Raw genomic sequence first — 25,022 nt, 5'->3', positions numbered from 1 at the left:
CGGGAGGGCCGGCCGCCCCCGTGGCGGCCGGACCTCCCGGCGTGGTCGTGGCGGGATCAGCGCAGGCCGCGGCCGAGCGCGTTGATCAGCTCACCGTCGGCGGTGTCCCCGCTCAGCTCCCAGAAGAAGGCGCCGCCGAGCCCCTGCGACTTCACCCAGGCCGCCTTGCCCCGGAGGGTGAGCGGGGTGTCGTAGCTCCACCACTCGTCTCCGCAACGGGCATAGGCGGTGCCGGCCACCACGCGCGTGGCCGGGCAGCGGGTCTTGAGCACCTTGTAGTCCTCGCTGCCCGCCTCCCATGTGCCCGGGGCGGGTCCCGTGGCGTCGCCGCCGGGAGCCGTCCTCGTCACCCCGGTCCAGCCGCGGCCGTAGAAGCCGAGGCCGAGCAGGAGTTTGCGGGCCGGGATGCCGAGGCCGCGCAGCTTGTGGACGGTCGCCGCCGCGTTGGAGGTCTTCTCCGGGATGCCGCGGTAGGAGGTGAGCGGCGAGTGCGGGGCGGTCGGGCCCGCGGCGGACCAGGTGCCGAAGTAGTCGTAGGTCATGGGGTTGTACCAGTCGACGTACTTCGCGGCGCCCGCGTAGTCGGCCGCGTCGATCCTGCCGCCGTCGGAGGCGTCGGCGGTGATGGCGGCGGTGACCAGGTTCTTCTTGCCGAAGCGGTGGCGAACGGCGGCCATCAGGTCCTTGTACGCGCTCGGGCCGCTGGTGTCGCAGGACATGCCGCAGGCGTTGGGGTACTCCCAGTCGATGTCGATGCCGTCGAAGACATCGGCCCAGCGCGGGTCCTCGACCACGTCGTAGCACGAGTCGGCGAAGGCCTCCGGGTCGGCCGCGGCCTGGGTGAAGCCCGGCGACCAGGTCCAGCCGCCGAAGCTCCAGAGGATCTTGATGTGCGGGTACTTCTTCTTCAGCTTGCGCAACTGGTTGAAGTTGCCGTGCAGCGCGCCTTCCTCGGTGCCGTCGGCGACGCCGTCCACGCTGCCGGCCGCGTCGTAGGGCTTCTGGTAGTCCGCCCAGGCGTCGCCGACGGCGCACTTGCCGTCCGTGACGTTGCCGAAGGCGTAGTTGATGTGGGTGAGCCGGGAAGCGGCGCCCGAGGTGACGATGTTCTTCACGTGGTAGTCGCGGGCGTAGACGCCCCAGTCGATGAAGTAGCCGACGACCTTCGACGTGGCGTGCGGGGCGTGCGGGGCGTGGTGGCCGTGGGACGCCGCCGCGGGAGCCGGCTGGGCCGCGGCGGGGCCGGTGACCAGGCTCGCGGTGAGCAGCGCCGTGCCGGCGGCGACGAGGCCGACCAGGGCTCTGCGGAACCGTGATCCCTGCTGTCTGGGCATGGAGTCACCTCTGGTGAGGAAGCGGTCGTGAGCGCGCGTGGGTGCGGGGACACCCTAGAAGGACTAGACCAATGAGGTCAATGGTCTGCACCAATGCGGAAGTCCCCGCTCCTCGTCTGCCGATGACCGCTCGTCAGATCGGCATCAGCGTCCAGGACCAGCGGTGGGTGCCCGGCCCGACCCGGTACGCCGGCAGGGTGTCGGGCCCGCAGGAGGCGGTGCCGACCCCGCGGTGGGCGGCGTCCAGGTGGACCACGCACGTGGCGCGCGGCACGAGTTCGTCGTGGTGCTCCGCGACCGTGAGCTCCGCGGCGCGGTAGCGGGTGACGCTCACCTGGCGCGGGGCGTCCAGGTGGACGGCGATCCCCGGCGCGGCCGCCGCCCCGGTGAGGCCGAAGCGCCGCACGCCGTGCCGCCCGCCGCTCTCCTGCGGCCTCAGGTACGGCGTGAACAGGGCGTCCACGTCCGCCCGGTGGAGTCCCGTGGTCGCGCCCACGCACCGGTCGGGGTAGGTCTCGCCCGGGCCCCGGCCGAACCATTCCAGCGTGTCGAGACCCGCAACGGTCTCGAAGACGGTGCCGACCCGCGGCACGTCGTTCAGCGCCTCCGGCAGCACCGCGGTCTCGTCGACGAGCAGGCCGCCGTTCAGCAGCGGCGTGAGGACCTGCTCGTGGCCGACGGTGCCCGCGCCGTCCGTCGCGTACTCCGAGCGCACCACCACGCTCGCGCCCTCCCTGCCGACCGACACCAGGATGCGTCGCAGCGCGTCCAGGCCCCAGGCGCGCCAGCGGCCGGCGATGCCACCCCACTCGTCGTTGTCGGTGGGCGCCCGCCACAGCGTCAGCACGGGCGGCGCGGTGAGCAGCGGGTGCCGGAGCAGCCCGGCGTCGTCGAGTTCCACCGCCCCGTCCGGGGCGAGCACGGCGCCCGCCCGGGTGAGCAGGTCCCGGTGGTCCTCGTCGAGCACCACCTGCGGGGCGCACACCAGCGTGCCGCGCGGCGCCCAGGGCGAGTCCTCGGCCGTCGTGACCCGCAGGGTCAGGTGCGAGTCGCCGTGCGGCAGCAGGCTGGTGGGCAGCGGCACCACCGCGCTCTCCCCCGGCGCGAGGTCCGGCAGCCGGGCGGGTGCGGTGCCGGAGTCGCCGATGTGCCACCGCGCGCTCAGCCAGGCCAGGTTCGTGAAGTGCTGCCGGTTGGTGATCCGCGCCTGCCGGCGGTCGGGGGTGAGCTCCAACCGCAGCGGGGCGGCGATCTCACGGTGCTCGGCCATCGCGGGCTTGGGCGTCCGGTCGGGCAGGACCAGGCCGTCGGCGCAGAAGGCGCCGTCGTTCGGCGTGTCGCCGAAGTCGCCGCCGTACGCCCAGCGGTAGCCGGGGGCGGTCACGCCGTCGGCGTACGCGCCGGCGGGGGCGTCGGGCCCGGCCGGGCGGCCGGCCCGCTCCCCGGTGAGCCGCTGCAGGATGCCGTGGTCCCTGAACTCCCAGACGAAGCCGCCCTGCAGACCCGGGGTGGACTCGATGGCCCGCCAGTAGTCGGCCAGGGAGCCGTTGCTGTTGCCCATGGCGTGCGAGTACTCGCACAGGATGAGCGGCTTGGAGTGCGGGCCGGCCGTGATCTCCTCGATGGAGGCGTACATCGGGCAGATGATGTCGCTCGCGGACTGCGCCTCCTCCCAGGCGTCCTTGATCGCGCCCTCGTACTGCACCGGCCGGGTCGGATCGGTGCGCCGCAGCCACCCCGCGGCGGCGTCGTGGTTGGCGCCGTGGTCGCTCTCGTTGCCCAGCGACCAGACGACCACGCTGGGGTGGTTGCGGTCCCGCAGCACCATCCGCGCCACCCGGTCGGTGAACGCCCCCAGGTAGCGGGGGTCGTCGGCCAGTTCGTGGGCGTGGTCGTGGGTCTCGATGTCGGCCTCGTCCACGACGTACAGACCGAGTTCGTCGGCGAGGGAGAGCAGCGCCGGATCGGGCGGATAGTGCGCGGTGCGCACCGCGTTGAAGCCGTAACGCTTGAGCAGGCACAGGTCGGCCCGCATCTCCTCGGCGTCGACCACGCGCCCGGTCAGCGGGTGGAAGTCGTGCCGGTTGACGCCGCGGAAGTAGACCCGGACGCCGTTGACCAGCAGGTCGGCCCCGGAGATCTGCACACTGCGGAAGCCGACGCGGTGGCGCGACTCGTCGGCCACGGTGCCGTCCGCGCGGTGCAGCCGCACGGTCAGGTCGTACAGGTGCGGGGTCTCGGCGGTCCAGGGGCGCACGCCGGGCACGGTGGCCCGGATGCGGGCCTCGCCGAGGAAGTCCGAGACCCGCTCGCTCGCGACGTTGGCCCGCGCGAAGGCCTCGTCGGCGGGGAGCCGCAGGATGCCGTCCGGGGTGCACAGCAGTCCGGAGACGCTCCAGCCGGCCGGGAGCGCGCCCGCCCCGCTGCGGACCTTGACCGCGACGTCGAGGGTGCCGCCGGGCACGGCCGTGATCCCCACGTCCGCCAGGTGGAGCGGGTCGGTGGCGTAGAGGTGGACGGAGCGGGTGATACCGCCGTGCCACCACTGGTCCTGGTCCTCGAGGAACGTCGCGTCGGACCATTTGACGACGGTCAGGCGCACGGTGTTGCGCTCCCCCGGGCGCACCGCGTGCGTGACGTCGAACTCCGAGGCGAGGCGGGAGTCCTTGCCCACCCCGACGGCGGTACCGTTGACGTGCGCGATCAGCACGCTCTCGGCGGCCCCGACGTGGAGCACGACCCGCCGACCCGCCCAGTCGGCGGGCACCTCGGCCTCCCGCTCGTACACCCCGGTCGGGTTGCGCCCGGCCGGCGGTGAGGGGGGCATGTCGGGGAAGGGCATCGTCACATTGGTGTAGTGCGGCAGGTCCCGCACACCGTGGATGTCGTCGAAGTCCTGGACGGTCCAGCAGCCGGGCACGTCCGTCTCGGCCCAGCGGCCGGCGAGCGGAGTGCGCGGGGTGGGCAGCAACTGGAAGCGCCAGCGTCCGTCCAGAGCGACGCGCGGCGCGTCGGGGCGGAGGACGGCGTGCATGGGCAGCCGGCGCCAGCCCGTCAGCTCGGGGGCGTCCCACGGGTCGATCGGAACGGCGGGCTCTGCTGCTGCGGGACGACGGTCCTGCATGGGGGTTCCCTCCCGGAAGCGGTCGGTTCGCGGTGGGGGCGCGGTGACGGCGGGCCCGTGGGGACGAGGACCGGGCGGCGTCGCCGGGGGTGGCCCGGCGGCCACGGGTCGGGGCCCGCGGTGCGGCGCGATCGGCGCCGGGGAGGACGAGGGTCCGCTGCGACGGCACGGGGTGACGGCCGGGCGGGGCGAAGTCCCGGGCGGGCGTGGTGCGCCCGCCCCGGACGGCCCGGAACGGTCGATGGTGGCCGGTCGCCGGACCGTTCCGGGCGGTGGGGCGGCTACGCGCGCGGCGTGAGACGCAGGGTGAGGATCTGGAACGGCCGCAGGGCCAGCCGGATCCCGCCGTCGGGCCCGAGCTCCGCGTCCTCCCCCTCCAGCGGGCGTTCCAGCAGGTCGGTCACCTGCACCCGCGCCACGGGGAACGAGGCCCGCAGGGTCGTCGCGGCGCGCCCGCCGAGGGACTCGTAGAGCCGGACGACCACGTCGCCGGAGCGGTCGTCGGCGAGCTTGACCGCCTCGATCGCGGCCCGCGTGCCGTCGAGCGTCACCAGGGGCGCGGCCGGATCGGCGTCCGCGGCCCCGGCGGTGACGCGCAGCGGCAGGTTGAGCTCGTAGCCGCCCGCCACGGCGTCCTCGACGGCCGCGCCGGGCAGCAGCGCGTACGTCATGCGGTGCGTGCCCTGGTCGGCGTGCGGGTCGGGGACGCGGGGCGCCCGGACGAGGCTGAGCCGCAGCGTCGTGGTCGTGCCGCCGTCCTCGCGCGAGGTGCGGCCCACGTCGTGGCCGTAGGTCGAGTCGTTGATCACGGCCACCCCGTACCCCGGCTCCGCGACATGCACCCAGCGGTGGCAGAAGACCTCGAAACGGGCCGCGTCCCAGCTGGTGTTGGTGTGGGTGGGCCGGAAGACGTGCCCGAACTGGATCTCGGCGGCGCTGCGGTCGGCGTGCACGTCCAGCGGGAAGGCCGCCTTGAGGATCTTCTCGCTCTCGTGCCAGTCGATCTCCGTGTCGAAGTCGATCCGCGGGCTGCCCGCGCGCAGCCGTACGGTCTGCGCGAGGCGGGAGCCGCCGAAGGACCGCTCGACGCGGATCGCGCCGACGAGCGGGCCCTCCTCGACGACGGTGATCGCGTCCACGGCCGTCAGGTCGGTGTACTGCCGCCGGTAGTGCCGGTCGATGTCCCAGGCGTCCCACTGGTTGGGCAGGTCGGTGTGCAGCCGCAGCAGGTTGCCGCGCTCGCCGGGGGCCAGCACCTCGCGGCCCGCTCTCAGGTCGAACACCGAGGTGAGCAGGCCGTCGTCGTCGAGTTCGACGCGGACCAGCCCGTTGTCCAGGACGCGCTCGGTGACGGTCACCCTCCCGCCCGGCTCGGCCGCCACGAGGGGCCCCGCGCCGGAGGCGGGCAGCTCGGCGAAGACCGCCACCGTGCCGTCGGCGAGGGGCTGGCCGCCGGCTCCGTCCGGCGCCGCCGGCACGGTGACGACCTCTGCCCGGGGCCGCGGCGAGGTGTTGAACACCCACGGCGCCGACCGCCCGGTGCCGGGGTCGCCGGCCACCACCGCGGCGGCGCCTGCGGTGATCGCCTCCAGCTCCTCCTTCAGGCGGGCGTAGGTCGCCTCGGCCTCGCGGTGCACCCAGGCGATGGAGGAGCCGGGCAGGATGTCGTGGAACTGGTGGAGCAGGACCGTCTTCCACAGCCGGTCGAGGTCCTCGTACGGGTACGCGTACGAGGGGTCGCGCAGCGCGGCCGTGGCGGCCCACAGCTCGGCCTCGCGCAGCAGGTGCTCGCCCCGCCGGTTGCCGGACTTGGTGCGGGCCTGGCTGGTGTACGTGGCGCGGTGCAGCTCCAGGTAGAGCTCGCCGGACCACACCGGGGCGTCCTCGTACTCCTCCCGGGCCTCGCGGAAGAAGGTGTCCGGGTCCTGGACGACGACCTTGGCCGAGCCCTCCAGGTCGCGCAGGCGCCGGGCCTTCTCCAGCATCTCGCGGGTGGGGCCGCCCCCGCCGTCGCCGTGGCCGAAGGGGACCAGGGAACGCGTGCCGCCGCCCTTGTCCGCGTAGTTGCGCACGGCGTGGGCCATCTCCTCGCCGGAGAAGACCGCGTTGTAGGTGTCGACGGGCGGGAAGTGCGTGAAGATGCGGGTGCCGTCGATGCCCTCCCACCAGAAGGTGTGGTGCGGCATCTTGTTCGTCTGGTTCCACGAGATCTTCTGCGTGAGGAACCACTCCATCCCGGCCAGCCGGGCGATCTGCGGGTAGGCGCCGGTGTAGCCGAAGGAGTCGGGCAGCCACACCCCCCGGCACTCGACGCCGAACTCCTCGGCGAAGAAGCGCTTGCCGTGGATCAGCTGGCGGGCCATCGCCTCGCCGCCCGGCAGGTTGCCGTCGGCCTCCACCCACATGCCGCCCACCGGCACCCAGTTGCCGGCCTTCGCCGCCTCCTGCATGCGGCGGTACACCTCGGGGTTGCGCTCCTTGACCCAGGCGTACTGCTGGGCCTGGGAGCAGGCGAACACCAGCTCCGGGTAGTCGGCGGCGAGCGCGGTCACATTGGAGAAGGTCCGGGCGGTCTTGCGCTTGGTCTCGCGCAGCGGCCACAGCCACGCACTGTCGATGTGGGCGTGGCCGACCGCGGACAGCGTGTGGGCGCTGGCGTGCGCGGGCCGGGAGAGCACCCCGGCGAGTTCGGCGCGGGCCGCGGCCGCGGTGCCGGCGACGTCGGCGATGTCGAGGGCGTCGAGCATCCGCTCCAGGGCGCGCAGCAGTTCGTGGCGGCGCGGCTCGTTCGTGGACAGCTCGCGCATCAGCTCGCCGGCGACCTCGATGTCGAGGACGAGGTGCCACACGTCCTCGTCCAGCACGGCGAGGTCGGCGCGCGCCATCGTGTACAGCGGCTCGGCGGGGGCGGTGAGCCGGTCGCCGAGCGGGGTCGGCAGGAAGCCCTTGGCCAGGATGTCGGGGTTGGCGGCGGCCTCCAGCAGCAGCTCCACCGGTTCACCGCCGGCCGCGGGGTTCGCGACGGGCACGTACTGGTTGCGCGGCTCGATGCCCTTGACCGGGGTGCCGGAGGCGTCGTGGACCAGGGCCTCGGCCTGGCCGCCGGGCCAGTCGCCGATGAAGCCGAGGTCGAAGACGGCCTCCACGCGGCGGCCGGCCCACTCGGCGGGGACCGTGCCCCGGGCGCGTATCCAGCTGGTCGACCAGGGGGTGCCCCAGCGGTCGCCGGTCGCGAAGGGCACGTACTCGGCGGCCAGCGCCTCGCCCACCGGCACCGGTTCGCCCTCCACGTGCCACGCGGTGAGCGTCAGCGGTACCGACGCGCCGTACACCGCTGGGCGGATGCGCTGTTCGAGGACGCGGTCGAGGCGCGCCTCGACCTGCTTGCGGTCGTCGTGCATGGGTGCTGGTCCCCTCAGTCCCGGAGGTAGGCGAGGTCGGGTACGTGCTTGCGGTATCCGTCGAGCAGGCGGCGGGCGACGGCGACGGAGTCGACGAGCGGGTGCAGCGCGAAGGCCCGCAGTGCGGCCGCGCCGTCGCCGGTGGTGGCGGCGGTGATGACGTCGCGCTCGACCGCCTTGACGGCGGTGACCAGGCCGACGGCGTGGCCGGGCAGCGGATCGCCGACGATGGGGCGGGCCCCGTTGGCGTCCACGTGGCAGGGCACCTCGACGACGGCCTCGGAGTCGAGCGGGTCGAGGGCCCGGCGGTTGCGGACGTTGAGGATCAGCGTGGTGCGCTCGTCGAGGGCGATGGCCCGCATCAGGGCGAGGGCGACCTTCTCGTAGCCGCCGGACTCCAGGTCGCACGAGTCGCGTTCACCGGCTCCCGCGGCCTCCCGGACGTCGGCGCCGTAAGTGGTCTCGCGCTCCAGGCGGGTGGCGTCCCAGGCGGCGAAGGGCTCGGTGCCCGGGGCGCGCATCTTCTCGTAGAAGCGCTGCTGCTGCTCCAGGAGGAAGGCGCCGCGGGTGTGCTCGGCGTCGCGCGCGGCGGCGACGGCCTCGCGGTTGGAGTAGTAGTAGTTCAGGTACTCGTTGGGCACCGAGCCGAGGGTGCGCAGCCAGTCGGCGCCGAAGAGCTTGCCCTCCTCGAAGGAGGTGAGCGCCGCCTCGTCGGCCAGCAGCCGCGGGAGCAGGTCGACGCCGTCCACTCGGACCGCGCGCAGCCAGCCGAGGTGGTTCAGGCCCGCGTAGTCGAACCAGGCCCGGCCGGGGTCGACGCCGAGGGCGCGCGCCACGCGCTTGCCGAGGCCGACGGGCGAGTCGCAGATGCCGATGACGCGGTCGCCGAGGTGGTGGGACATGGCCTCGGTGACCATGCCGGCGGGGTTGGTGAAGTTGATGACCCAGGCGTCGGGCGCGAGCCGCGCGATGCGGCGGGCGATGTCGACGGCGACGGGGATGGTGCGCAGCCCGTAGGCGATGCCGCCGGCGCCGACCGTCTCCTGGCCGAGGACCCCCTCGTCGAGGGCGACGCGCTCGTCGACGACGCGTCCCGCGAGGCCGCCGACGCGGATCGCGGAGAACACGAAGTCGGCGCCGGTGACCGCTTCGTCGAGGTCGGTCGTGACGGTGACCCCGGGCGCGTCGGGGTGGCCCTGCGCCTGCTGCCGCAGCACCCGGACGATGGCGTCCAGGCGTGCGGGGTCCAGGTCGTGCAGGGTGACGTGGGTGACCCGGCCCTCCGCGCGGTCCTCCAGCAGGGCGCGGTGGACCAGCGGGACGCGGAAGCCGCCACCACCGAGAATCGTGAGCCTCATGCCTCGACCACCTCCACCCCCGCCTCGCGCAGCGAGGTCCGGGTCGTCGTGTCCGCCGGGGCGTTGGTCACCACGACGTCGATGTCCTCCGGCCCGCACACCCGGGCCATGCCGGTGCCGGGGAACTTCCCGGCGTCCGCCACGAGCACCACCTGGTCGCTCGCCGCGATCATGGCCCGTTTGACGGGCACCTCCACGGCGGTCGTGTCCAGTATCTGCCCGTCCGGGCGGATGCCGCTGGTGCCCATGACCAGCCGGTCGGCCCGGACCTGGCGCAGGTTGTCCTCGGTGAGGAAGCCGACCAGGGAGCGGTACTCGCGGCGCACCACCCCGCCGAGCAGCACCAGCTGCACGTCCTTCTCGTCCTGCAGCTCCTCGTAGACCGCGAGGTTGCTGGTGATCACGGTGAGCGAGCGGCCGCGCAGCTGCCGGGCGACCCGCAGGGCGGTGGTCCCGATGTCCAGCAGGACGGTCTCGCCGTCCTGGATGATCTCGGCGCAGCGGACGGCGATGGCGTCCTTGGCCTCGACGCGGACCGCGGCGACGTCCGGGAACGGGTCGTCCTCGCCGGTCAGCGGGACCGCGCCGCCGTAGACGCGCTTCAGCAGGCCCTCGTCCTCGAGCTGCATGAGGTCGCGGCGGATCGTGGCCTGGCTGGCGCCGATCCGGTCGGCCAGCACGGTCACCGAGGTGGGGCCGTCCGACCGCAGTGCGCGGAGGATCAGCTCATGTCGTCGGTCGGGGAGCATGTCCCGAACCCTACCCGGGCTCTCTGCAAAGTCAATCAAAGTCGAGCAGGTTTGTGATTGACCCTTGTCAAACCACTGCACAGCATGCAAGCTCTTGCCTACTTCAGGCCGGGGCGTCCCCCCGTCCGGGCCTGGACCGGGGGGACACGAAGCACCGGGCGCTCTCCGCCCCGGTGCCCCTGGAGAGGTAGGTCGCAATGCCGCGGTCGACACACGCCGGCAGCACCCGGGAGGAGGCAGCCGATGTCTTCCTGTCAGGGCTGCTCTTCTTCGACCTGGGTTTCACCGGGCTCCCCTCGGCGCCCACCCCGGGCGCCGAGGTGTGGACCAAGGACATGGGCACCTCCCCCGGCGGGATCGCCAACTTCGCGGTCGCGCTGAGCAGGCTGGGGCTGCGTACGTCGCTGTCCGCGGCCTTCGGCGAGGACCTGCTCGGCACGCACCTGTGGCACGAGCTGTCCGTCACCGAGGGCGTCGACCTGTCGCGCTCGCGCCGGTTCGCCGGATGGCCGACGCCGGTGACCGTCTCCCTCGCGTACGACGGCGACCGGGCGCTGGTCACCCACGGCCAGGAGCCGCCGCTCGGCCCGGACGCGATGATCGGCGAACCGCCGCCCAGCCGGGCCGCGATCGCCCACATCGGCGCCGAGCCGCTGGAGTGGGTGGGGCGCGCGCACGCCGCGGGCACCCTGGTCTTCGCCGACGTCGGCTGGGACCCCTCGGAGCGCTGGAGCCCGGCGGTGCTGGAGCAGCTCGCCCTGTGCCACGCCTTCATGCCCAACGCCGACGAGGCGATGGCCTACACCCGCACCACCACCCCGCGGGCGGCGCTGTCCCGGCTGGCCGACCTGGTACCGCTCGCCGTGGTCACCGACGGCGCCGGGGGCGCGCTGGCGGTGGACTCCACGACGGGCGAGACCGCGTCGGTGGCCGGCCTTCCGGTGGACGCCGCCGACACCACCGGCGCCGGCGACGTCTTCGGTGCCGGGCTGGTCGCCGCCACCCTGGCCGGCCGGCCGCTCGCCGACCGGCTGCGCTTCGCCAACCTCGTCGCCGCGCTGTCCGTCGGGCGGATCGGGGGCGCCGCCGCCGCACCGGACCTGGCGGCCGTCGGCCGCTGGTGGCGGGCCGTGCGCGACTCCCCCGGCAACGACGAACTGCGTTCCGCGTACGCCTTCCTCGACCACGCCGTGCCGGCCGCCGCGACGACCGCCGCCGGCCCGCACCACGCCGATCAGCCCGAGCAGTAGGAGAACCCCGTGGACCTTTCCCGCAGACGATTCCTGCAGGCGACCGTGCTCACCGCCGCGGCCGCCGGCCTCACCGCCGCGTGCGGCGGCGGCGGAGCGGGCGGCACCAGGAACGGCAAGAACCTCACGCTCTGGTACTGGGGCGGCGGGCTGAGTGACAAGGTTGTCAAGGACGCCGAGGCACACTTCACCGCGGTGACCCTGAAGTCCGCGCAGATAGGCGGCGACTTCAAGCAGAAGCTGCTCACGACGCTGACCGGCGGCCAGTCCGTGCCCGACATCACCGGCATCAAGGGCGAGGACATGGCCTCCTTCCTGCCCAACGCCAACCGCTTCCTGGACCTGAACGAACTGGGCTTCAAGGACGTCGCCCCGCAGTACCTGGAGTGGAAGACCAAGCTGGCGCGGAGCGAGGACGGCCGGCAGATCGGCTTCCCGATCGACATCGGCCCCACCGCGATGTTCTACCGGGCGGACTTCTTCGAGCAGGCCGGGCTGCCCTCCGAACCGAACGAGGTCGCGGCGCAGATCAAGACCTGGGACGACTGGCTCGACGCCGGCCGGGAACTGCACAGGGCGGTGCCGTCGGCGTCGCTGATCAACAGCGCGAGCGCGGTCTTCGACATCGCCGTCGGACAGGGCACGCAGCGCTTCATCGACACCGACAACCACTTCGTCGGCGACCAGGACCACATCCGCGCCGCCTGGGACCTGGCCGTCCGGCCGTACGAGCTGGGGCTCGACGCCAAGATCAACGACAACAGCTGGAACGCGGCCATCGCCAAGGGCACCCTGGCGACCGAACTCGGCGCCGCCTGGCACGCCCTGGACATCTCCTCCGCCGCCCCCGACGCCAAGGGCAAGTGGCGGGTGGCCCCGATGCCGGGCGGCCCGTCCAACCTCGGCGGCTCGTTCCTGGCGCTGCCCCGCCAGTGCCGCAACCCCGAGCAGGCCTTCAAGGTCGTGAGCTGGCTGCTGAGCCCCGCCAACGACGCCCGTGGCTTCGCCGACGCCGCGATCTTCCCGGCCGCCCCCGCGGCGTACGCCATGCCGCAGATGACCGCCGGCGACCCGTACTTCGGCGGCCAGAAGACCATCGACGTCTTCGGGCCGGCGGCCAAGGCGATCCCCGCGGCGTACGAGGCCCCGGCGGACGCGGCCCTGATGGCGACGTACAAGACCGAGCTGACCAACGTCGAGACCAAGGGCAAGAAGCCGGACGACGCGTGGAAGGACGCCGTGGCCCAGGCGAAGCAGATCGCGCAGCGGCAGGGCGTGCGCTGACATGGCGGCGCCTCCGACCACCGGCCCCGGCTCCGTCGCGGTGGGCACCACCGACGGCGGGCCGGGGCGGCCGCGCTTCCGTCCGCGCCGTTCCGCGCCCGCGCACCACCTGCCGCCGGCGGCGCGGGCCGCCCGGCGCGGGGTGCTCTCCTTCTGGCCGCAGTACCTGGCGATCTCGCCGTTCTACCTGGTCTTCGGCGTCTTCATGCTCTGGCCGGTGTTCTACTCGCTCTACCTGGCCTTCCAGCGCTGGGACGGCATCGGCGAGATGCAGTTCGTCGGGTTGCAGCAGTTCCGCTTCCTGATGGACGACCCGGTCTTCTGGCTGTCGATCCGCAACACCCTGGCCATCTGGGTGCTGTCGACGGTGCCGACGCTCTTCGGGGCCCTGGTGCTGGCCACGCTGCTCAACTCCGTGCGGCGGTTCAAGTCCTTCTACCGGATCGCGCTCTTCCTGCCGAACGTCACCTCCATCGTCGCCATCGCGATCTTCTTCGGCGCGGTCTTCAGCAACAACTTCGGCCTGGTCAACGCGATCCTGCACATGGCCGGCCTGCCCGAGGTCCAGTGGATGAGCAATCCGTGGACCATCAAGCTGGTCATCGCGCTGCTGATGACCTGGCAGTGGACCGGCTACAACATGATCATCTACCTGGCGGGGATGCAGGCCATCCCCGGCGAGGTCTACGAGGCGGCACGGATCGACGGGGCCGGGCCGGTGCGGACCTTCTTCCGCATCACGGTGCCGATCCTGCGTCCGGTCATCCTCTTCACGGTGGTCATCTCGACCGTCAACGGCCTGCAGAGCTTCACCGAACCGCAGGTGCTGTTCGGCAGCAACGCGGCCAACGCCAATCTCGGCGGCCCCGGTCAGGCCGGCCTGACCACACTGCTCTACTTCTACCAATCGGCGTTCTCCAACAACGACTTCGGCTACGGCGCCGCCATCGTCTGGGCGTTCTTCGTGCTCATCCTGGTGCTCGTCGCCGTCAACTGGCGCCTCGTCCAGCGCGGGAGGAAGTCATGACGCGCACCGCACGGTCGCTGCGGCCCAAGGGGCTCTACGCCCACCTCGTGCTGATCGCCGCGGTCCTCGTCTCGGTCTTCCCGTTCTACTGGACGATCGTCATGGCGACCAACACCACGCGCGACATCTACCGGACGCCGCCCAAGGTCTCCTTCGGCCCGCACCTGCTGGACAACGTCCGCACGGTGCTGGACAGCGTCGACTTCTTCGGCTCGATGCTCAACACGCTGGCCGTCGCCTGCGTCTCGACCGTGCTCGTGCTCTTCGTCGACTCGATCGCGGCCTTCGCCTTCGCCAAGTTCGACTTCCCCGGACGCAGGTGGCTCTTCGGGGTGCTGCTCGTCTTCATGATGCTGCCGCTGCAGCTGGCGATCATCCCGCAGTACCTGATCATGATGCACCTGGGCTGGCTCGGCACGCTCAAGGCGCTCATCCCGCCCGCGCTCGCCAACGCCTTCGGCATCTTCTGGCTGCGCCAGTACATCAGCGGCGGCGTTCCCGACGAACTCCTCGACGCCGCCCGCATGGACGGCTGCGGCTTCCTGCGCCAGTACTGGCACGTGGTGCTGCCCATGATCCGCCCCGCGCTGGCGTTCCTCGGCATCTACGCCTTCGTCAACGCCTGGAACGACTACGTCTGGCCGCTGATCGCCCTGGTCAACCCCGAGCACATCACGCTCCAGGTCGCCCTGGCCCAGCTCAACGTCGGCCGCTCCACCGACTACAGCGTCGTGATGGCCGCCGTGCTGCTCGCCTCCGCGCCCCTGGTGCTGGTCTTCGCGCTCTTCGCGCGGGGCTTCATCGCGGGCGCGACCGAGGGGGCCGTCCGCGGCTGATCCGCCACCGGGACGCGGGGTGCCGCGGCCGGCCTCGGCACCCCGCGTCCCGAAAACGTGAAGCGGGCGGTCAGCCCGTGCGCACCGTGACGACACCGGTCCGGGTGGTCGCGGTGATCCGGTGCGGCGAGGAGGGGTCGGCCGGCACGCTCACCTCCCGCATCCCGACGGCGGCCGCGGCCCGGACGTCGTACGAGCGGCCCGCGGGCACGACGACCGTGACCGCGCCGTTCCCGGTGCCGGCGTCGACGTCCCGCGGCGCGGCGGCGAACGCCGCCTCGACGGTGCCGTTCTCGCTCTTCAGCGTCGCCTCGCGGGCGCCCAGCGCGGCGCCCCTGACACCGCCGTTGCGCGTGGTGAGGTCCACCGGCCCGGTCACCCCCTCGACGTCCACGTCGCCGTTGCCGAGCCTGACGGTGACCGGCGTGGCGGCGGGGACCGTCACCGTGTAGTCGACCCGGCAGGGGCTGCTGTCCCCGCAGCCGGTGCCGGTCAGTTCCAGGGTGCCGTCCTTCACCTGGTGGCGGGTGGTGGGCTTGACGGCGCCGTATTCCAGCGTCTCCACCACCGACACCGGCCCGCTGCCCGCGGTGACGCGCACGGTGCCGTTCACGTTGTGCACGGTCAGCGCCCTGACGCCGGACACCTCGTACGCATGCGGCGGGGACGAGGAGGGCGTGCCGCCGCTCGCATCGCTGTCCGCGCCGGGCGCGGACGGTGAGCCGGGGCCCGCGGCTGCGGGCCGTTCCCGCGCGCCGCCCCCCGCGTCGCAGGAGACCAGGAACCCGCCCGCGACGAGGGCGAACACGGCCGCCACGGCAGACCGACTCTTCATCACAGCTCACTCCTTGCCCCTCGTCCTGCCCCTCGTCACCCTCCGTCCCCTCCGGAGCATATCTCCGCGAACGGCGCATTCCCGATCCCCCGTTGGGGTGACCTGCCTGCCCGGGCGCGGGTGCACGCGCATCCATCGGGAGCGTCGCGGCAGGTGCGGCGCACGGGTGGCAGCGAGCGAGCGCGCGGCGCGCGGGGGGCTGACCGCGCTGGTGGGGGCGGTGATGCGCCGGCGGCAACGGCACTTGAAGCGGCTGCCGGCCTTCTCCACCGTCTCGCACGTGGGCCCGTTCCCGGTGGGCGTGGCCACCCTGGCCCCGCCGGCACCGCGGGCACCGCCTCGCACGTCGCCGGGCACGCCGGCGCCAAGGCCGCTCTGTCCGGCCCGACCGGGGTGCTGCCGGACCGGTACGGCTCGGTCGACGAGCACGGGCCGCACGGCGAAGCCCGTGAACCGGCGCTGCCCGGCGCGCTGTTCCTGCCGGCCGGGCAGGTGCTCGCGGGGTCGCCGCCGTTCGGCGCGGGGCCGGGGAAGGCTCCGGTGGGGGACGCGGCGGAGAACCCCCCGCATCCGCACCGCCGCGAAGCGCGTGGCGGTCGCACCGGGCGCACGGCTCAGGCGGTTACGGTCCGTGCATGGGACCCGGTATCGCCTTCGCCCTCTGTGCCGCCGTGCTGATGGGGACGGCGACGGTGATACAGGCCATGGGCGCGCGCCGGGCCGCCGCCGCCTCGCCGGGGGCGCCGCGCTCGGGTGCGCGGACGCTGCTCGCGGCGCTGCGCTGCTGGCCGTTCGTCGCGGGCGTCGGGATGGACGCGCTGGGCTTCGCGGCGGAACTGGTCGCGCTGCGGTCCGTGGCGCTGTTCGTGGTCGAGGCGGCGCTGGCGTCCTCGCTCGCGGTCACCGCTGTGGTGGCGGCGGTGCTGCTGAAGGTGCGGTTGCGCGCGGCGGAGTGGACGGCGGTCGGGGCGGTCTGCCTCGGGCTCGCGGTACTGGCCGTCTCCGCGGGGCGGGACGGCGGGGGCGAGGGTGACCTGCGGCTGCGGCTGGCGATCCTCGTCACGGCGGTGGTGCTGGCGGTCGCCGGCCGGATCGTGGAACGCCGCGCGACGCGCAGCCGGGCTGCGGTGCTCGGCGCCGTGGCCGGGCTCGCCTTCGGCGTCGTGGCGGTGGCGGTGCGGATGCTGATCGGGTTCGAACCGGGCGAACTGCTCGCGGACCCGGCGACGTACGCCGTCGTCATCTCGGGGATCACCGGTTTCCTCTTCCTCGTCGACGCCCTCCAGTCCGGCTCGGTGACCGCGGCGACGGCCGCGATGGTCATCACCGAGTCGCTGTGGCCCGCGCTCTTCGGGGTGGTGTGGCTGGGGGACTCCACGCGGCACGACCGGGCCCCGCTCGCCGTGCTCGGCTTCGTGCTGTCGATCGCGGGGGCGCTGGCTCTCGCGCGGTTCGGGGAGGCGGAGCAGGACGCGCCGCCCGCGTCGGCCGCGGGCGGCGCGCCGTGAGGGAGGACCGCCGGTCAGCGGGTCACCGCCCCGGCCACGTCCAGTCGGCGACCTCCGGCAGGTCCGTGCCGTGCTCGCGGATCCACGCGTGGTGCCGCAGCCGGGCGTCCTCCATCAGCTGGCGTACCGGCGCGGCCCGCACCGCGAGCCCCGGCACGCGGTCGATGACGTCCATGACCAGCCGGAAGCGGTCGAGGTCGTTGCGGACGACCATGTCGAAGGGTGTGGTCGTGGTGCCGATCTCCTTGTAGCCGCGCACGTGCAGGTGGGCGTGGCCGGCACGGCGGTAGGCGAGCCGGTGGATGAGCCACGGGTAGCCGTGGTAGGCGAAGATCACCGGCTTGTCGCGGGTGAGGAGCGCGTCGTAGTCCGGGTCCGCCATGCCGTGCGGGTGCTCTTCCTTGGGCAGCAGCCGCGCCAGGTCGACCACGTTGACCACCCGTACGGCCAGCTCCGGCAGATGACGGCGGATCAGCGAGGCGGCGGCCAGCACCTCCTGGGTGGGGACGTCCCCGGCGCAGGCGAGGACGACGTCCGGTTCGCGGGTGCCGTCCTCGGTGCCCGCCCACTGCCACACACCGGCGCCGCGGGCGCAGTGGGCGCGGGCGGCATCGAGGTCGAGCCAGTCGAAGCAGGGCTGCTTGCCGGCGACGACGACGTTGACGTAGTCGCGGCTGTGCAGCACGTGCTCGGCGGTCGACAGCAGCGTGTTGGTGTCCGGCGGCAGGTAGACCCGCACGACCTCGGGCGCCTTGTTGAGGATGTGGTCGATGAAGCCGGGGTCCTGGTGGGAGAAGCCGTTGTGATCCTGCCGCCACACGTGCGAGGTCAGCAGGTAGTTCAGGGAGGCGATGGGACGCCGCCAGGGCAGCGCCCGGGTGGTGCGCAGCCACTTGACGTGCTGGTTCACCATCGAGTCGACGATGTGGACGAAGGCCTCGTAGCAGGAGAACAGCCCGTGCCTGCCGGTGAGGAGGTATCCCTCCAGCCAGCCCTGGCAGGTGTGCTCGGAGAGGATCTCCATGACGCGCCCGTGCCGGTCGAGGTGTTCGTCGACGGGGAGGACCTCGGCCTGCCAGGCCTTGCCGCTTGCCTCGTAGACGGCGTCGAGCCGGTTGGAGGCGGTCTCGTCGGGGCCGACGAGCCGGAAGTCGCGGCGCTCGGCGGTGCCGGCCATGACGCTTTCCAGCAGCCCGCCGAGGACCCGGGTGGGCTCGTGCAGGGTCGCACCGGGCTTGTCGACCTCGACGGCGAACCGCTCCAGGGGCGGCACGGGCAGGTCGCGCAGCAGCAGACCGCCGTTGGCGTAGGGGGTGGCGCCGAGCCGCAGGTCGCCCTCGGGGACGCAGGCCAGCACCTGCGCGGTGGGCGCGCCATGCTCGTCGAACAGCTCGTGCGGCCGGTAGGAACGCATCCACTCCTCGAGCTGCCGCAGGTGCTGCGGGTTGTCGCGGACCGCGGGCAACGGCACCTGATGGGCGCGCCAGGTGCCCTCCACGGGCAGGCCGTCGACCTCGGCCGGGCCGGTCCACCCCTTGGGCGTGCGCAGTACGATCACCGGCCACCGCGGGCGCCCGCGCTCGCCGCCCTCGCGTGCGGCGGCCTGGATCTCCGCGATGCGGTCCAGGGCTGCGTCCATCGCCTCGGCCATCGCCGCGTGCACCGCCGGCGGGTCGTCACCGGTGACGTGCAGCGGTTCGTGGCCGTAGCCGCGGAGCAGTTCGTCGAGCTCGCTCTCCGGGATCCGGGCGAGCACGGTGGGGTTGGCGATCTTGTAGCCGTTCAGGTGCAGGACCGGCAGGACGGCCCCGTCGTGGACCGGGTCGAGGAACTTGTTGGAGTGCCAGGACGCGGCGAGCGGCCCGGTCTCGGCCTCGCCGTCGCCGATCACGCAGGTGACGACGAGCCCGGGGTGGTCGAAGGCGGCGCCGTAGGCGTGCGAGAGCGAGTAGCCCAGCTCACCGCCCTCGTGGATGGAGCCGGGGGTCTCCGGTGCGACGTGGCTCGGCACTCCGCCGGGGAAGGAGAACTGCCGGAACAGCCGGCCCATCCCCTCCGCGTCGCGGGGGACGTCCGGGTAGGTCCGCGAGTACGTGCCCTCCAGCCACGAGTTCGCCAGGACGGCCGGGCCGCCGTGCCCCGGCCCCCAGACGGCGAGCGCCCGCTGCCCGCGGGCCTTGATCACCCGGTTGAGGTGGGTGTGGACGAGGTTGAGGCCGGGGGATGTGCCCCAGTGGCCGAGCAGCCGTGGCTTGATGTGCTCGGGGCGGAGCGGTTCGGCCAGGAGCGGATTTCCCATCAGGTAGATCTGGCCGACCGCCAGGTAGTTCGCGGCGCGCCAATGGGCGTCGAGGGCACGGAGCTCCTCGTCGTGCATGGCTTCCTCCGGGACATCGGGTACGGGGGACCTCTCCTTCCCAGACTCGGCATTCGCGATGACGGTCCGCTAGGGCCGGATGGGGCCTCTTCCGGCTGTCCGGGCGCCGACGGGATGTCCGACACGGGCCGTGATCTGGAGTGCGCGTGCCGCAGGAGGAGGCGGGGAAGATCGCGGATTGAGCGGATTCGGGCGAACCGGACCGCTTTCGGCGCATCCCCGGTGCCGCCCGCCGTCAGGCCCTACGGTCCCGGAATCGGCCCCGTAAGGACGCCCGGATCGACAGGGGGACCACGATGCACAAGACCCGGACCGACACGGCGGCGCCGGCCGTCGCAGACCCGGCCGCGGGAGAGATGTTCCGCGCGCTGCTCGAGGCGGCCCCCGACGCGATGGTCATCGTGGACGGCACCGGCGTCATCAGACTGGTCAACGCCCAGACCGAGTCCCTGTTCGGCCACACCCGCCAGGAACTGCTGGGCCGCCCCGTCGAGGTGCTGGTCCCCGATCGCTTCCGCGGCCACCACCCCGCCTACCGGCACGGCTACGCGGACAACCAGCAGGTGCGGCCGATGGGCGCCGGGCTGGAGCTGTACGGACTGCGGAAGGACGGCCGGGAGTTCCCCGTCGAGATCAGCCTGAGCCCGCTGCAGACCGCCGACGGCCTGCTGATCTCGGCGGCGGTGCGCGACGTCAGCGAGCGCAAGGCCGCCGAGGAGCGCATCAACGAGCTGGCGGTGCTCGTCGAGTCGTCCCAGGACGCGATCCTCGCCAAGACCCTCGACGGCCGCATCACCTACTGGAACGCGGCGGCGCAGCGGCTGTACGGCTACTCGGCGGAGGAGGCCATCGGACGGCACGTGTCCATGCTGGCGCCGGCGCACATGAAGGAGGAGATCGCGGCTCTGCTCGAACGGCTCGCCCGCGGCGAGCGGGTGGAGCACTTCGAGACGCTGCGGGTGACCAGCACCGGGCAGCTGCTGGACGTCGACGTGACCCTCTGGCCGATCCGCGGCCGCGACGGGGCCATCGTGGGCGCCTGCTCCATCGTGCGCGACATCGCCGACCTCAGGCGCGCCGAGGAGGAGCTGACGGAGCTGTACCGGCAGCAGCGGCACATCGCGCTGACCCTGCAGCGCAGCCTCATGGGGTCGCCGCCCGAGCCGCCCGGCATGCGCACCGCCAGCCGTTACTTCCCCGCCACGCAGGGCGCGGGCGTCGGCGGCGACTGGTTCGACCTCATCCCGCTCGGCGGCGGTCAGGTCGGCGTGCTCATCGGGGACGTGATGGGGCGTGGCCTGGAGGCCGCCGCGGTGATGGGGCAGCTCCGGTCGGCGGCCCGTGCGCTGGCCAAGACCGGGATACCCCCACGGCAGTTGATGCAGGCGCTGGACGCCTTCGTCACCGACCTGCCCGACCAGCTCGTCACCTGCTGCTACCTGGTGGTGGACCCGGACGCGGGCGAGGTGACGGTCTGCTCGGCGGGCCATCTGCCGGTGCTGCTGGTGGACCCGGGCCCGGGCGCCGCCGTGCGCGAACTGCCCGCGCCGATCAGTGTGCCCCTCGGTGTGGGCGACGTACCGCACCAGCAGGTGTGCCTGCCCGTCCCCGCCGGGTCGACGCTCGTGCTCTACACCGACGGCCTGGTCGAGACGCCGCGCTCCGACATCGACGAACAGCTGCGCAGGCTCGGCTCGGAGCTGCGCACCGCCTTCGCCCGTTCCCCCGGCCTCGAGGAGGCCGCCGACATGGTGCTGGCCTCGCTCCGCCCCGACGCCGACGGCCACGCCGACGACGTAACCCTGCTGCTGGCCAGGCTGCCCGAGGCGCCGCTCGCCGCGACCGCCATGGAGGTGACGGCCGTCCCCTCGGCGGTCGCCGACGCGCGCGGCTTCGTGCGCGACACCCTGGCGCAGTGGGGCTGCGAGGAGGTCTCGGACGCCGCCTGCCTGCTGGCCTCGGAGGTCCTCACCAACGCCGTGCGGCACGCCCAGGGGCCGCTGCGGCTGCGGCTGCACCGTACCGACCGGGAGATCACCGTCGAGGTCACCGACCACAGCACGCACATCCCGCAGCGCCGGCCGGCCGAGCTCGGCGACGAGTCGGGACGCGGCCTGCTGCTGGTGGAGGCCCTGGCCGCGGGCTGGGGCACCCGGCCGTCCAGCGAGGGCAAGACGGTGTGGTTCACCCTCCGGCTGGCGCACGGGTGACGCCGGGGGCGGTCGCCTCGGCCACCTCGACGAAGTGCGGGTTGTACATCACGCCGAGCAGGTTCCCGAAGGGGTCGACGGCCGCGCCCGCGACGAATCCGTTGCCGTGGTCGCGCGGCGCCTCGTGGGGGCGCGCGCCCAGGGCAAGCAGCCGCTCCCAGACCGCGTCGAGGTCGTCGACGTGCCAGTAGGCGACCACACCGGCGGGCGCGGACGGCGTGCGGGAGACGCCCAGTTCCCGGCTGTGGTCGCCGAGGCGGAACTCGATGTAGTCCGGGGTGTCGAAGTAGGGCTCGATGCCGAGCAGTTCGGTGTACCAGGCCTTCGCGGCCGCGAGGTCCTGCGCGTGGTGACGGACGGTGGCCAGACCGCGGAATGTCGTCGTCATGCCGTCATGCTCGCCTGCCTTGCGGTCGGTTCCGGTCCGCGATGGGCGAGCCGGGGCCCGGACGGCGGTGCGGGCGCGGCCACGGCCGCGCGCCGCCGTTCCCGGTCCGCGGCCCGTCCGTAGCATCGGTTCCATGGCAACCCTGTGGGAGCTCATGCGCGACTGCATCCCCGACGACCACGCCCGGCAGGTGACGTCGCGCTTCTACCTCGACGAGGCCATGACCTCCGGCCGGACACCGGACCGGGTGGTGGACCTCGGCTGCGGCCGCGGCACCTCGGCCGCGCTGTTCCGCCGGCACGACCCGCAGGTGCGCTGGGTGGGCGTCGACATCAGCGACTCCCCCGAGGCACGGCAGCGCACCGCCGGCGGCGACCCGGTCCTCCACTACGACGGCGTCCGGCTGCCCTTCCGCACCGGCGCCGTCCCGCTGATCTACTCGCACCAGGTGTTCGAGCACGTCTCCCGTCCGAGGGAGCTGCTGGCGGAGATCGGCCGGGTGCTGCGGCCGGGCGCGGTCTTCATCGGCAGCACCTCGCAGTTCGAGCCGTACCACTCCTTCAGCCTCTGGAACTACACGCCGTACGGCTTCCGGGTGCTGGTCGAGGAGGCCGGGCTCACCCTGGAGGAGATCCGGCCCTCGCTGGACGGGGTGACCCTCATCATGCGCTCGTACCACGGGCGGCCGCCCGAGTACGGCCGCTACTGGGACGAGGCGTCGCCCCTGAACGCCGAGATCGACACCTGGGCGCAGCGTACGAAGCGCGGTGCCGCCCTGGCGAACCTCCGCAAGCTCACCTACTGCGGCCAGTTCGCCTTCCGCGTCCGCAAGCCGGCGGGCTAGCCGAGCCCTGGCCCGGTCGGCCCGGGTCGGGACCGGGCAGGTAGAGGCATCGGTGCTGACGGGCTCTGGTCACAGGGCCCCGGCTCGCCTGAGTTCGCCGAGGCGCTCGTCGACCTCGATGACCTCGCCGCCGGACAGGACCGGGGCGATCCACCGACGGGAGGTGCCGTGGGCGATGAACTCCTCCGGAAGTCCGATCCCGTAGTGCTCCACATAGTCGGCCGCATCGAGCCGCCAGAAGAACCGGCCGTCGCTCATGATGGCGGTGCCGCCGGAACGGGAGAACCCGGCCCCCAGGATGTCCTCCGAGAATCCCATCAGGGCGATGACGGGAGTGCCGGAGCGAAGATACCCGGCGATCTTTCCCCGTTCCCCTTCGGGAATCGCGCCCACCAGGCTCCGGAGTTCATCGGCACGGGCCGCGAAGGCGGACTGGCTCGCGATCCTGCCGAAGGGTCCGAGGGGAGCGACGTTCGTCATACGAGTTCTTCCGGACAGCAGGAGCGGATTCTTGCGGCGGAGGACGAAGGGTCCGTCTCCCGCCGCGGGGTGGCACGGCATCATTTTCCGATCGCACGGTAGCGGCCGCCGGGGAGCGCGGTCGACCCGCACCGCTCCGATCCGGGCGCGGGCCACCGCGGGGACGGGTCACACGCCCGCGTGCTGCAGCGCCTCCGGGCCCAGGTCCGCCGGGCGGGAGTGGCCCGACAGGGCGAGGGTGAGGTCGAACTCGGCGAGCAGGCACCGGATGACGTGCTCGACGCCCGCCTGGCCGGCGAGGCCGAGGCCGTAGGCGTAGGGGCGGCCCAGGAGGACCGCGGAGGCGCCGAGGGCGAGGGCCTTCAGGACGTCGTCGCCGGTGCGGACGCCGCTGTCGAAGAGGACGGCGAGGCGGTCGCCGACGGCGCGGGCCACCGCGGGGAGGGCGTCGGCGGCGCCGATCGCGCCGTTGACCTGGCGGCCGCCATGGTTGGAGACGACGACGCCGTCCATGCCGGCGTCGGCGGCCAGGCGGGCGTCGTCGGGGTGCTGGATGCCCTTGAGGACGATCGGGCCGTCCCAGTTCTCGCGCAGGAAGGCGAGGTCGGGCCAGGTCTTGCCCGGGTCGGCGAACATTCCGACGAAGCGCAGGACGGCGGCGTTCAGGTCCTCCTCGACGGGCTTGGCGAGGCCCGCGAGGAACGCGGGGTCGGTGAAGTAGTTGGCGGTGCCGATGCCCTTGAGGAAGGGCAGGTACGCCTGGTCCAGGTCGCGGGGCCGCCAGGCGAGCAGCGGGGTGTCGAGGGTGACGAGTAGCGCGGTGTACCCGGCGGCCTTGGCGCGGCCCAGGAAGCTGCGCGTCACCTCGCGGTCCTTGGCCCAGTACAGCTGGAACCAGCGCTCGGCGTCGCCCATGGCCTCGGCGACCTCTTCCATGGGCGTGCTGGACGCCGAGGAGAGCACGAACGGCACCCCCTGCGCCGCGGCGGCACGGGCGGCCGCGCGCTCGGCGTCGGGGTGCACGATCGACAGCACGCCGACGGGGCCCAGCGCGAGCGGGGCGCCCAGCGTGCGGCCGAGGACCTCCACCGTCAGGTCGCGCGCGGACACGTCGCGCAGCATGCGCGGCACGATCCGCAGCCTGTCCAGGGCCTCCCGGTTGGCGCGTTCCGTGCTGCCGCTGCCCGCACTGCCGGCGACGTAGCCGAAGGGTCCGGGGGCCAGGCGCTCGGCGGCCAGCCCCTCCAGCCGTGTCAGGTCGGTGGGGAGGGCGGGCAGCACGCCCGCGAGCCCGTTGAGGTAGATCTCGTACTGGTGGTCCGCCCGGTCGCCCATCCCTGTCCCGTCTCTCGGTGCCGAGAGCAGGACTGTGTCAGGGCCGGGCCGCCGCGTCCACCGTCCGGTCAGACCGCCGGCAGTTCGGCGGCCATGTCGGCGCGTACGGCGGCGTTGCGCCGGGAGATCACCACCGCCGCGGCGACGGCGCTGGCCGCGAAGGAGACCGCGACCGTCCAGGGGCAGTCCAGTACGTCGCCCGTCAGGTGGTCCAGCGAGTAGCGGCCGGGCCCGGCCAAGCCGATCGCGGCGGCCGTGAAGCCGAGGAAGGCCGGGTGCTCGAAGCCGCCCGAGGCGGAGAAGAAGCCGGCCGGCAGGTGCACGGAGACGGCGCCGGCCATCCCGCCGGCGGCGGCCGCGCCCGCCGCCGGGGTGGCCAGGCCGAGCGCCAGCAGGGTGCCGCCGCCCGCCTCGGCCAGGCCCGAGGCGAGCGCGCTGCGCCGGCCGGGCCGGAAGCCCATGGACTCCATCGCCTCGCCCGTGCCCTCCAGCCCGTGGCCGCCGAACCAGCCGAAGAGCTTCTGGGAGCCATGCGCGACGAGCACCGCGCCGGCCCCGAGGCGGAGCGCGAGCAGTCCGAGGTCCTTGCGGCGGCTGTTGGGCATGGCGGGGTCCTTCCGGGGCGGTGCGGGCGCGTACGGACAGTCTCGGCGCCCGCCGCGGGGCGCGCCGCCCGCGGTGG

The 25,022-nt window shown here is 73.4% G+C and carries 18 protein-coding genes; 7 read left to right on the top strand and 11 right to left on the bottom strand.

Translation table 11 applies throughout. The features are described from left to right. Positions 1-56: 56 nt before the first annotated feature. From ACFW3D_RS03370 to ACFW3D_RS03350, 5 genes are all read right to left on the bottom strand, one after another. Positions 57-1,334, bottom strand: coding sequence for a glycoside hydrolase family 18 protein (locus ACFW3D_RS03370; RefSeq protein WP_500500780.1), 1,278 nt, complete (start codon positions 1,332-1,334; stop codon positions 57-59). A gap of 133 nt (positions 1,335-1,467) precedes the next feature. Further along, complete coding sequence (locus tag ACFW3D_RS03365; RefSeq protein ID WP_500500779.1) at positions 1,468-4,458, bottom strand: glycoside hydrolase family 2 TIM barrel-domain containing protein; 2,991 nt, start codon at positions 4,456-4,458, stop codon at positions 1,468-1,470. A 281-nt stretch (positions 4,459-4,739) separates the two neighbouring features. Next, complete coding sequence (locus ACFW3D_RS03360; protein ID WP_500500778.1) at positions 4,740-7,859, bottom strand: alpha-mannosidase; 3,120 nt, start codon at positions 7,857-7,859, stop codon at positions 4,740-4,742. Between the two features lie 14 nt (positions 7,860-7,873). Continuing rightward, entirely contained in the window at positions 7,874-9,217 is a 1,344-nt protein-coding gene (locus ACFW3D_RS03355; protein WP_500500776.1) for a 6-phospho-beta-glucosidase, read from the bottom strand. Then, positions 9,214-9,966 carry a DeoR/GlpR family DNA-binding transcription regulator gene (locus ACFW3D_RS03350; RefSeq protein ID WP_500500774.1) on the bottom strand — a complete coding sequence of 251 codons (753 nt, stop codon included), beginning with the start codon at positions 9,964-9,966 and terminating at the stop codon, positions 9,214-9,216. Before ACFW3D_RS03350 ends, ACFW3D_RS03355 begins: the two co-directional genes overlap by 4 nt. A gap of 197 nt (positions 9,967-10,163) precedes the next feature. Here ACFW3D_RS03350 and ACFW3D_RS03345 point away from each other — a divergent pair, with 197 nt between their 5' ends. The 4 genes from ACFW3D_RS03345 (at position 10,164) to ACFW3D_RS03330 (ending at position 14,363) form a co-directional block, all read left to right on the top strand. Continuing rightward, a complete protein-coding gene (locus ACFW3D_RS03345; RefSeq protein WP_500500772.1) occupies positions 10,164-11,216 on the top strand; it encodes a carbohydrate kinase family protein in 1,053 nt (350 codons plus the stop codon). Between the two features lie 9 nt (positions 11,217-11,225). Beyond that, positions 11,226-12,500 (top strand): ABC transporter substrate-binding protein, encoded by a 1,275-nt coding sequence (locus tag ACFW3D_RS03340; RefSeq protein WP_500500770.1) that lies wholly within the window; start codon positions 11,226-11,228, stop codon positions 12,498-12,500. 142 nt (positions 12,501-12,642) lie between these two features. After that, positions 12,643-13,527, top strand: a complete 885-nt coding sequence (locus ACFW3D_RS03335) for a carbohydrate ABC transporter permease (protein ID WP_499600938.1) — start codon at positions 12,643-12,645, stop codon at positions 13,525-13,527. Further along, the gene (locus tag ACFW3D_RS03330; protein ID WP_500500769.1) at positions 13,524-14,363 is read left to right on the top strand and encodes a carbohydrate ABC transporter permease; all 840 of its coding nucleotides are present in this window, start codon (positions 13,524-13,526) and stop codon (positions 14,361-14,363) included. The genes ACFW3D_RS03335 and ACFW3D_RS03330 overlap by 4 nt, the downstream gene beginning before the upstream one ends. A gap of 70 nt (positions 14,364-14,433) precedes the next feature. On the opposite strand, the gene ACFW3D_RS03325 is transcribed toward ACFW3D_RS03330, so the two are convergent. Further along, a complete protein-coding gene (locus ACFW3D_RS03325; protein WP_500500767.1) occupies positions 14,434-15,198 on the bottom strand; it encodes a DUF4097 family beta strand repeat-containing protein in 765 nt (254 codons plus the stop codon). Between the two features lie 635 nt (positions 15,199-15,833). Here ACFW3D_RS03325 and ACFW3D_RS03320 point away from each other — a divergent pair. Beyond that, on the top strand, positions 15,834-16,706 hold the full coding sequence (locus tag ACFW3D_RS03320; protein ID WP_500500765.1) for a DMT family protein: 873 nt from the start codon (positions 15,834-15,836) through the stop codon (positions 16,704-16,706). A gap of 22 nt (positions 16,707-16,728) precedes the next feature. Here the strand turns inward: ACFW3D_RS03320 and ACFW3D_RS03315 are convergent, their stop codons facing one another. After that, positions 16,729-19,143: a phosphoketolase family protein gene (locus ACFW3D_RS03315; RefSeq protein WP_500501199.1), complete on the bottom strand. Its 2,415-nt coding sequence runs from the start codon at positions 19,141-19,143 to the stop codon at positions 16,729-16,731. Between the two features lie 236 nt (positions 19,144-19,379). Here ACFW3D_RS03315 and ACFW3D_RS03310 point away from each other — a divergent pair, with 236 nt between their 5' ends. Beyond that, a complete protein-coding gene (locus ACFW3D_RS03310) occupies positions 19,380-21,293 on the top strand; it encodes a PAS domain S-box protein (protein WP_500500763.1) in 1,914 nt (637 codons plus the stop codon). Here ACFW3D_RS03310 and ACFW3D_RS03305 read toward each other — a convergent pair. Beyond that, positions 21,268-21,681 (bottom strand): VOC family protein, encoded by a 414-nt coding sequence (locus tag ACFW3D_RS03305; RefSeq protein WP_500500761.1) that lies wholly within the window; start codon positions 21,679-21,681, stop codon positions 21,268-21,270. The two genes, ACFW3D_RS03310 and ACFW3D_RS03305, sit on opposite strands and share 26 nt — an antisense overlap. 133 nt (positions 21,682-21,814) lie before the next feature. Between ACFW3D_RS03305 and ACFW3D_RS03300 the strand changes: the two genes are divergently transcribed. Continuing rightward, positions 21,815-22,525: a methyltransferase domain-containing protein gene (locus tag ACFW3D_RS03300; RefSeq protein WP_500500759.1), complete on the top strand. Its 711-nt coding sequence runs from the start codon at positions 21,815-21,817 to the stop codon at positions 22,523-22,525. A 69-nt stretch (positions 22,526-22,594) separates the two neighbouring features. Here the strand turns inward: ACFW3D_RS03300 and ACFW3D_RS03295 are convergent, their stop codons facing one another. The 3 genes from ACFW3D_RS03295 to ACFW3D_RS03285 form a co-directional block, all read right to left on the bottom strand. Then, complete coding sequence (locus ACFW3D_RS03295) at positions 22,595-23,005, bottom strand: hypothetical protein (RefSeq protein WP_500500757.1); 411 nt, start codon at positions 23,003-23,005, stop codon at positions 22,595-22,597. Between the two features lie 168 nt (positions 23,006-23,173). Beyond that, on the bottom strand, positions 23,174-24,340 hold the full coding sequence (locus ACFW3D_RS03290; RefSeq protein ID WP_500500755.1) for a lactate 2-monooxygenase: 1,167 nt from the start codon (positions 24,338-24,340) through the stop codon (positions 23,174-23,176). Between the two features lie 68 nt (positions 24,341-24,408). Beyond that, positions 24,409-24,945 (bottom strand): DoxX family protein, encoded by a 537-nt coding sequence (locus tag ACFW3D_RS03285; protein WP_500500753.1) that lies wholly within the window; start codon positions 24,943-24,945, stop codon positions 24,409-24,411. Between the last annotated feature and the right edge of the window lie 77 nt (positions 24,946-25,022).

Source organism: Streptomyces sp. NPDC058864, from assembly GCF_042742985.1.
Lineage (GTDB): Bacteria > Actinomycetota > Actinomycetes > Streptomycetales > Streptomycetaceae > Actinacidiphila.
The sequence above is the reverse complement of the archived record's forward strand: the minus strand, read 5'-3'. Positions and strand labels throughout refer to the sequence as shown.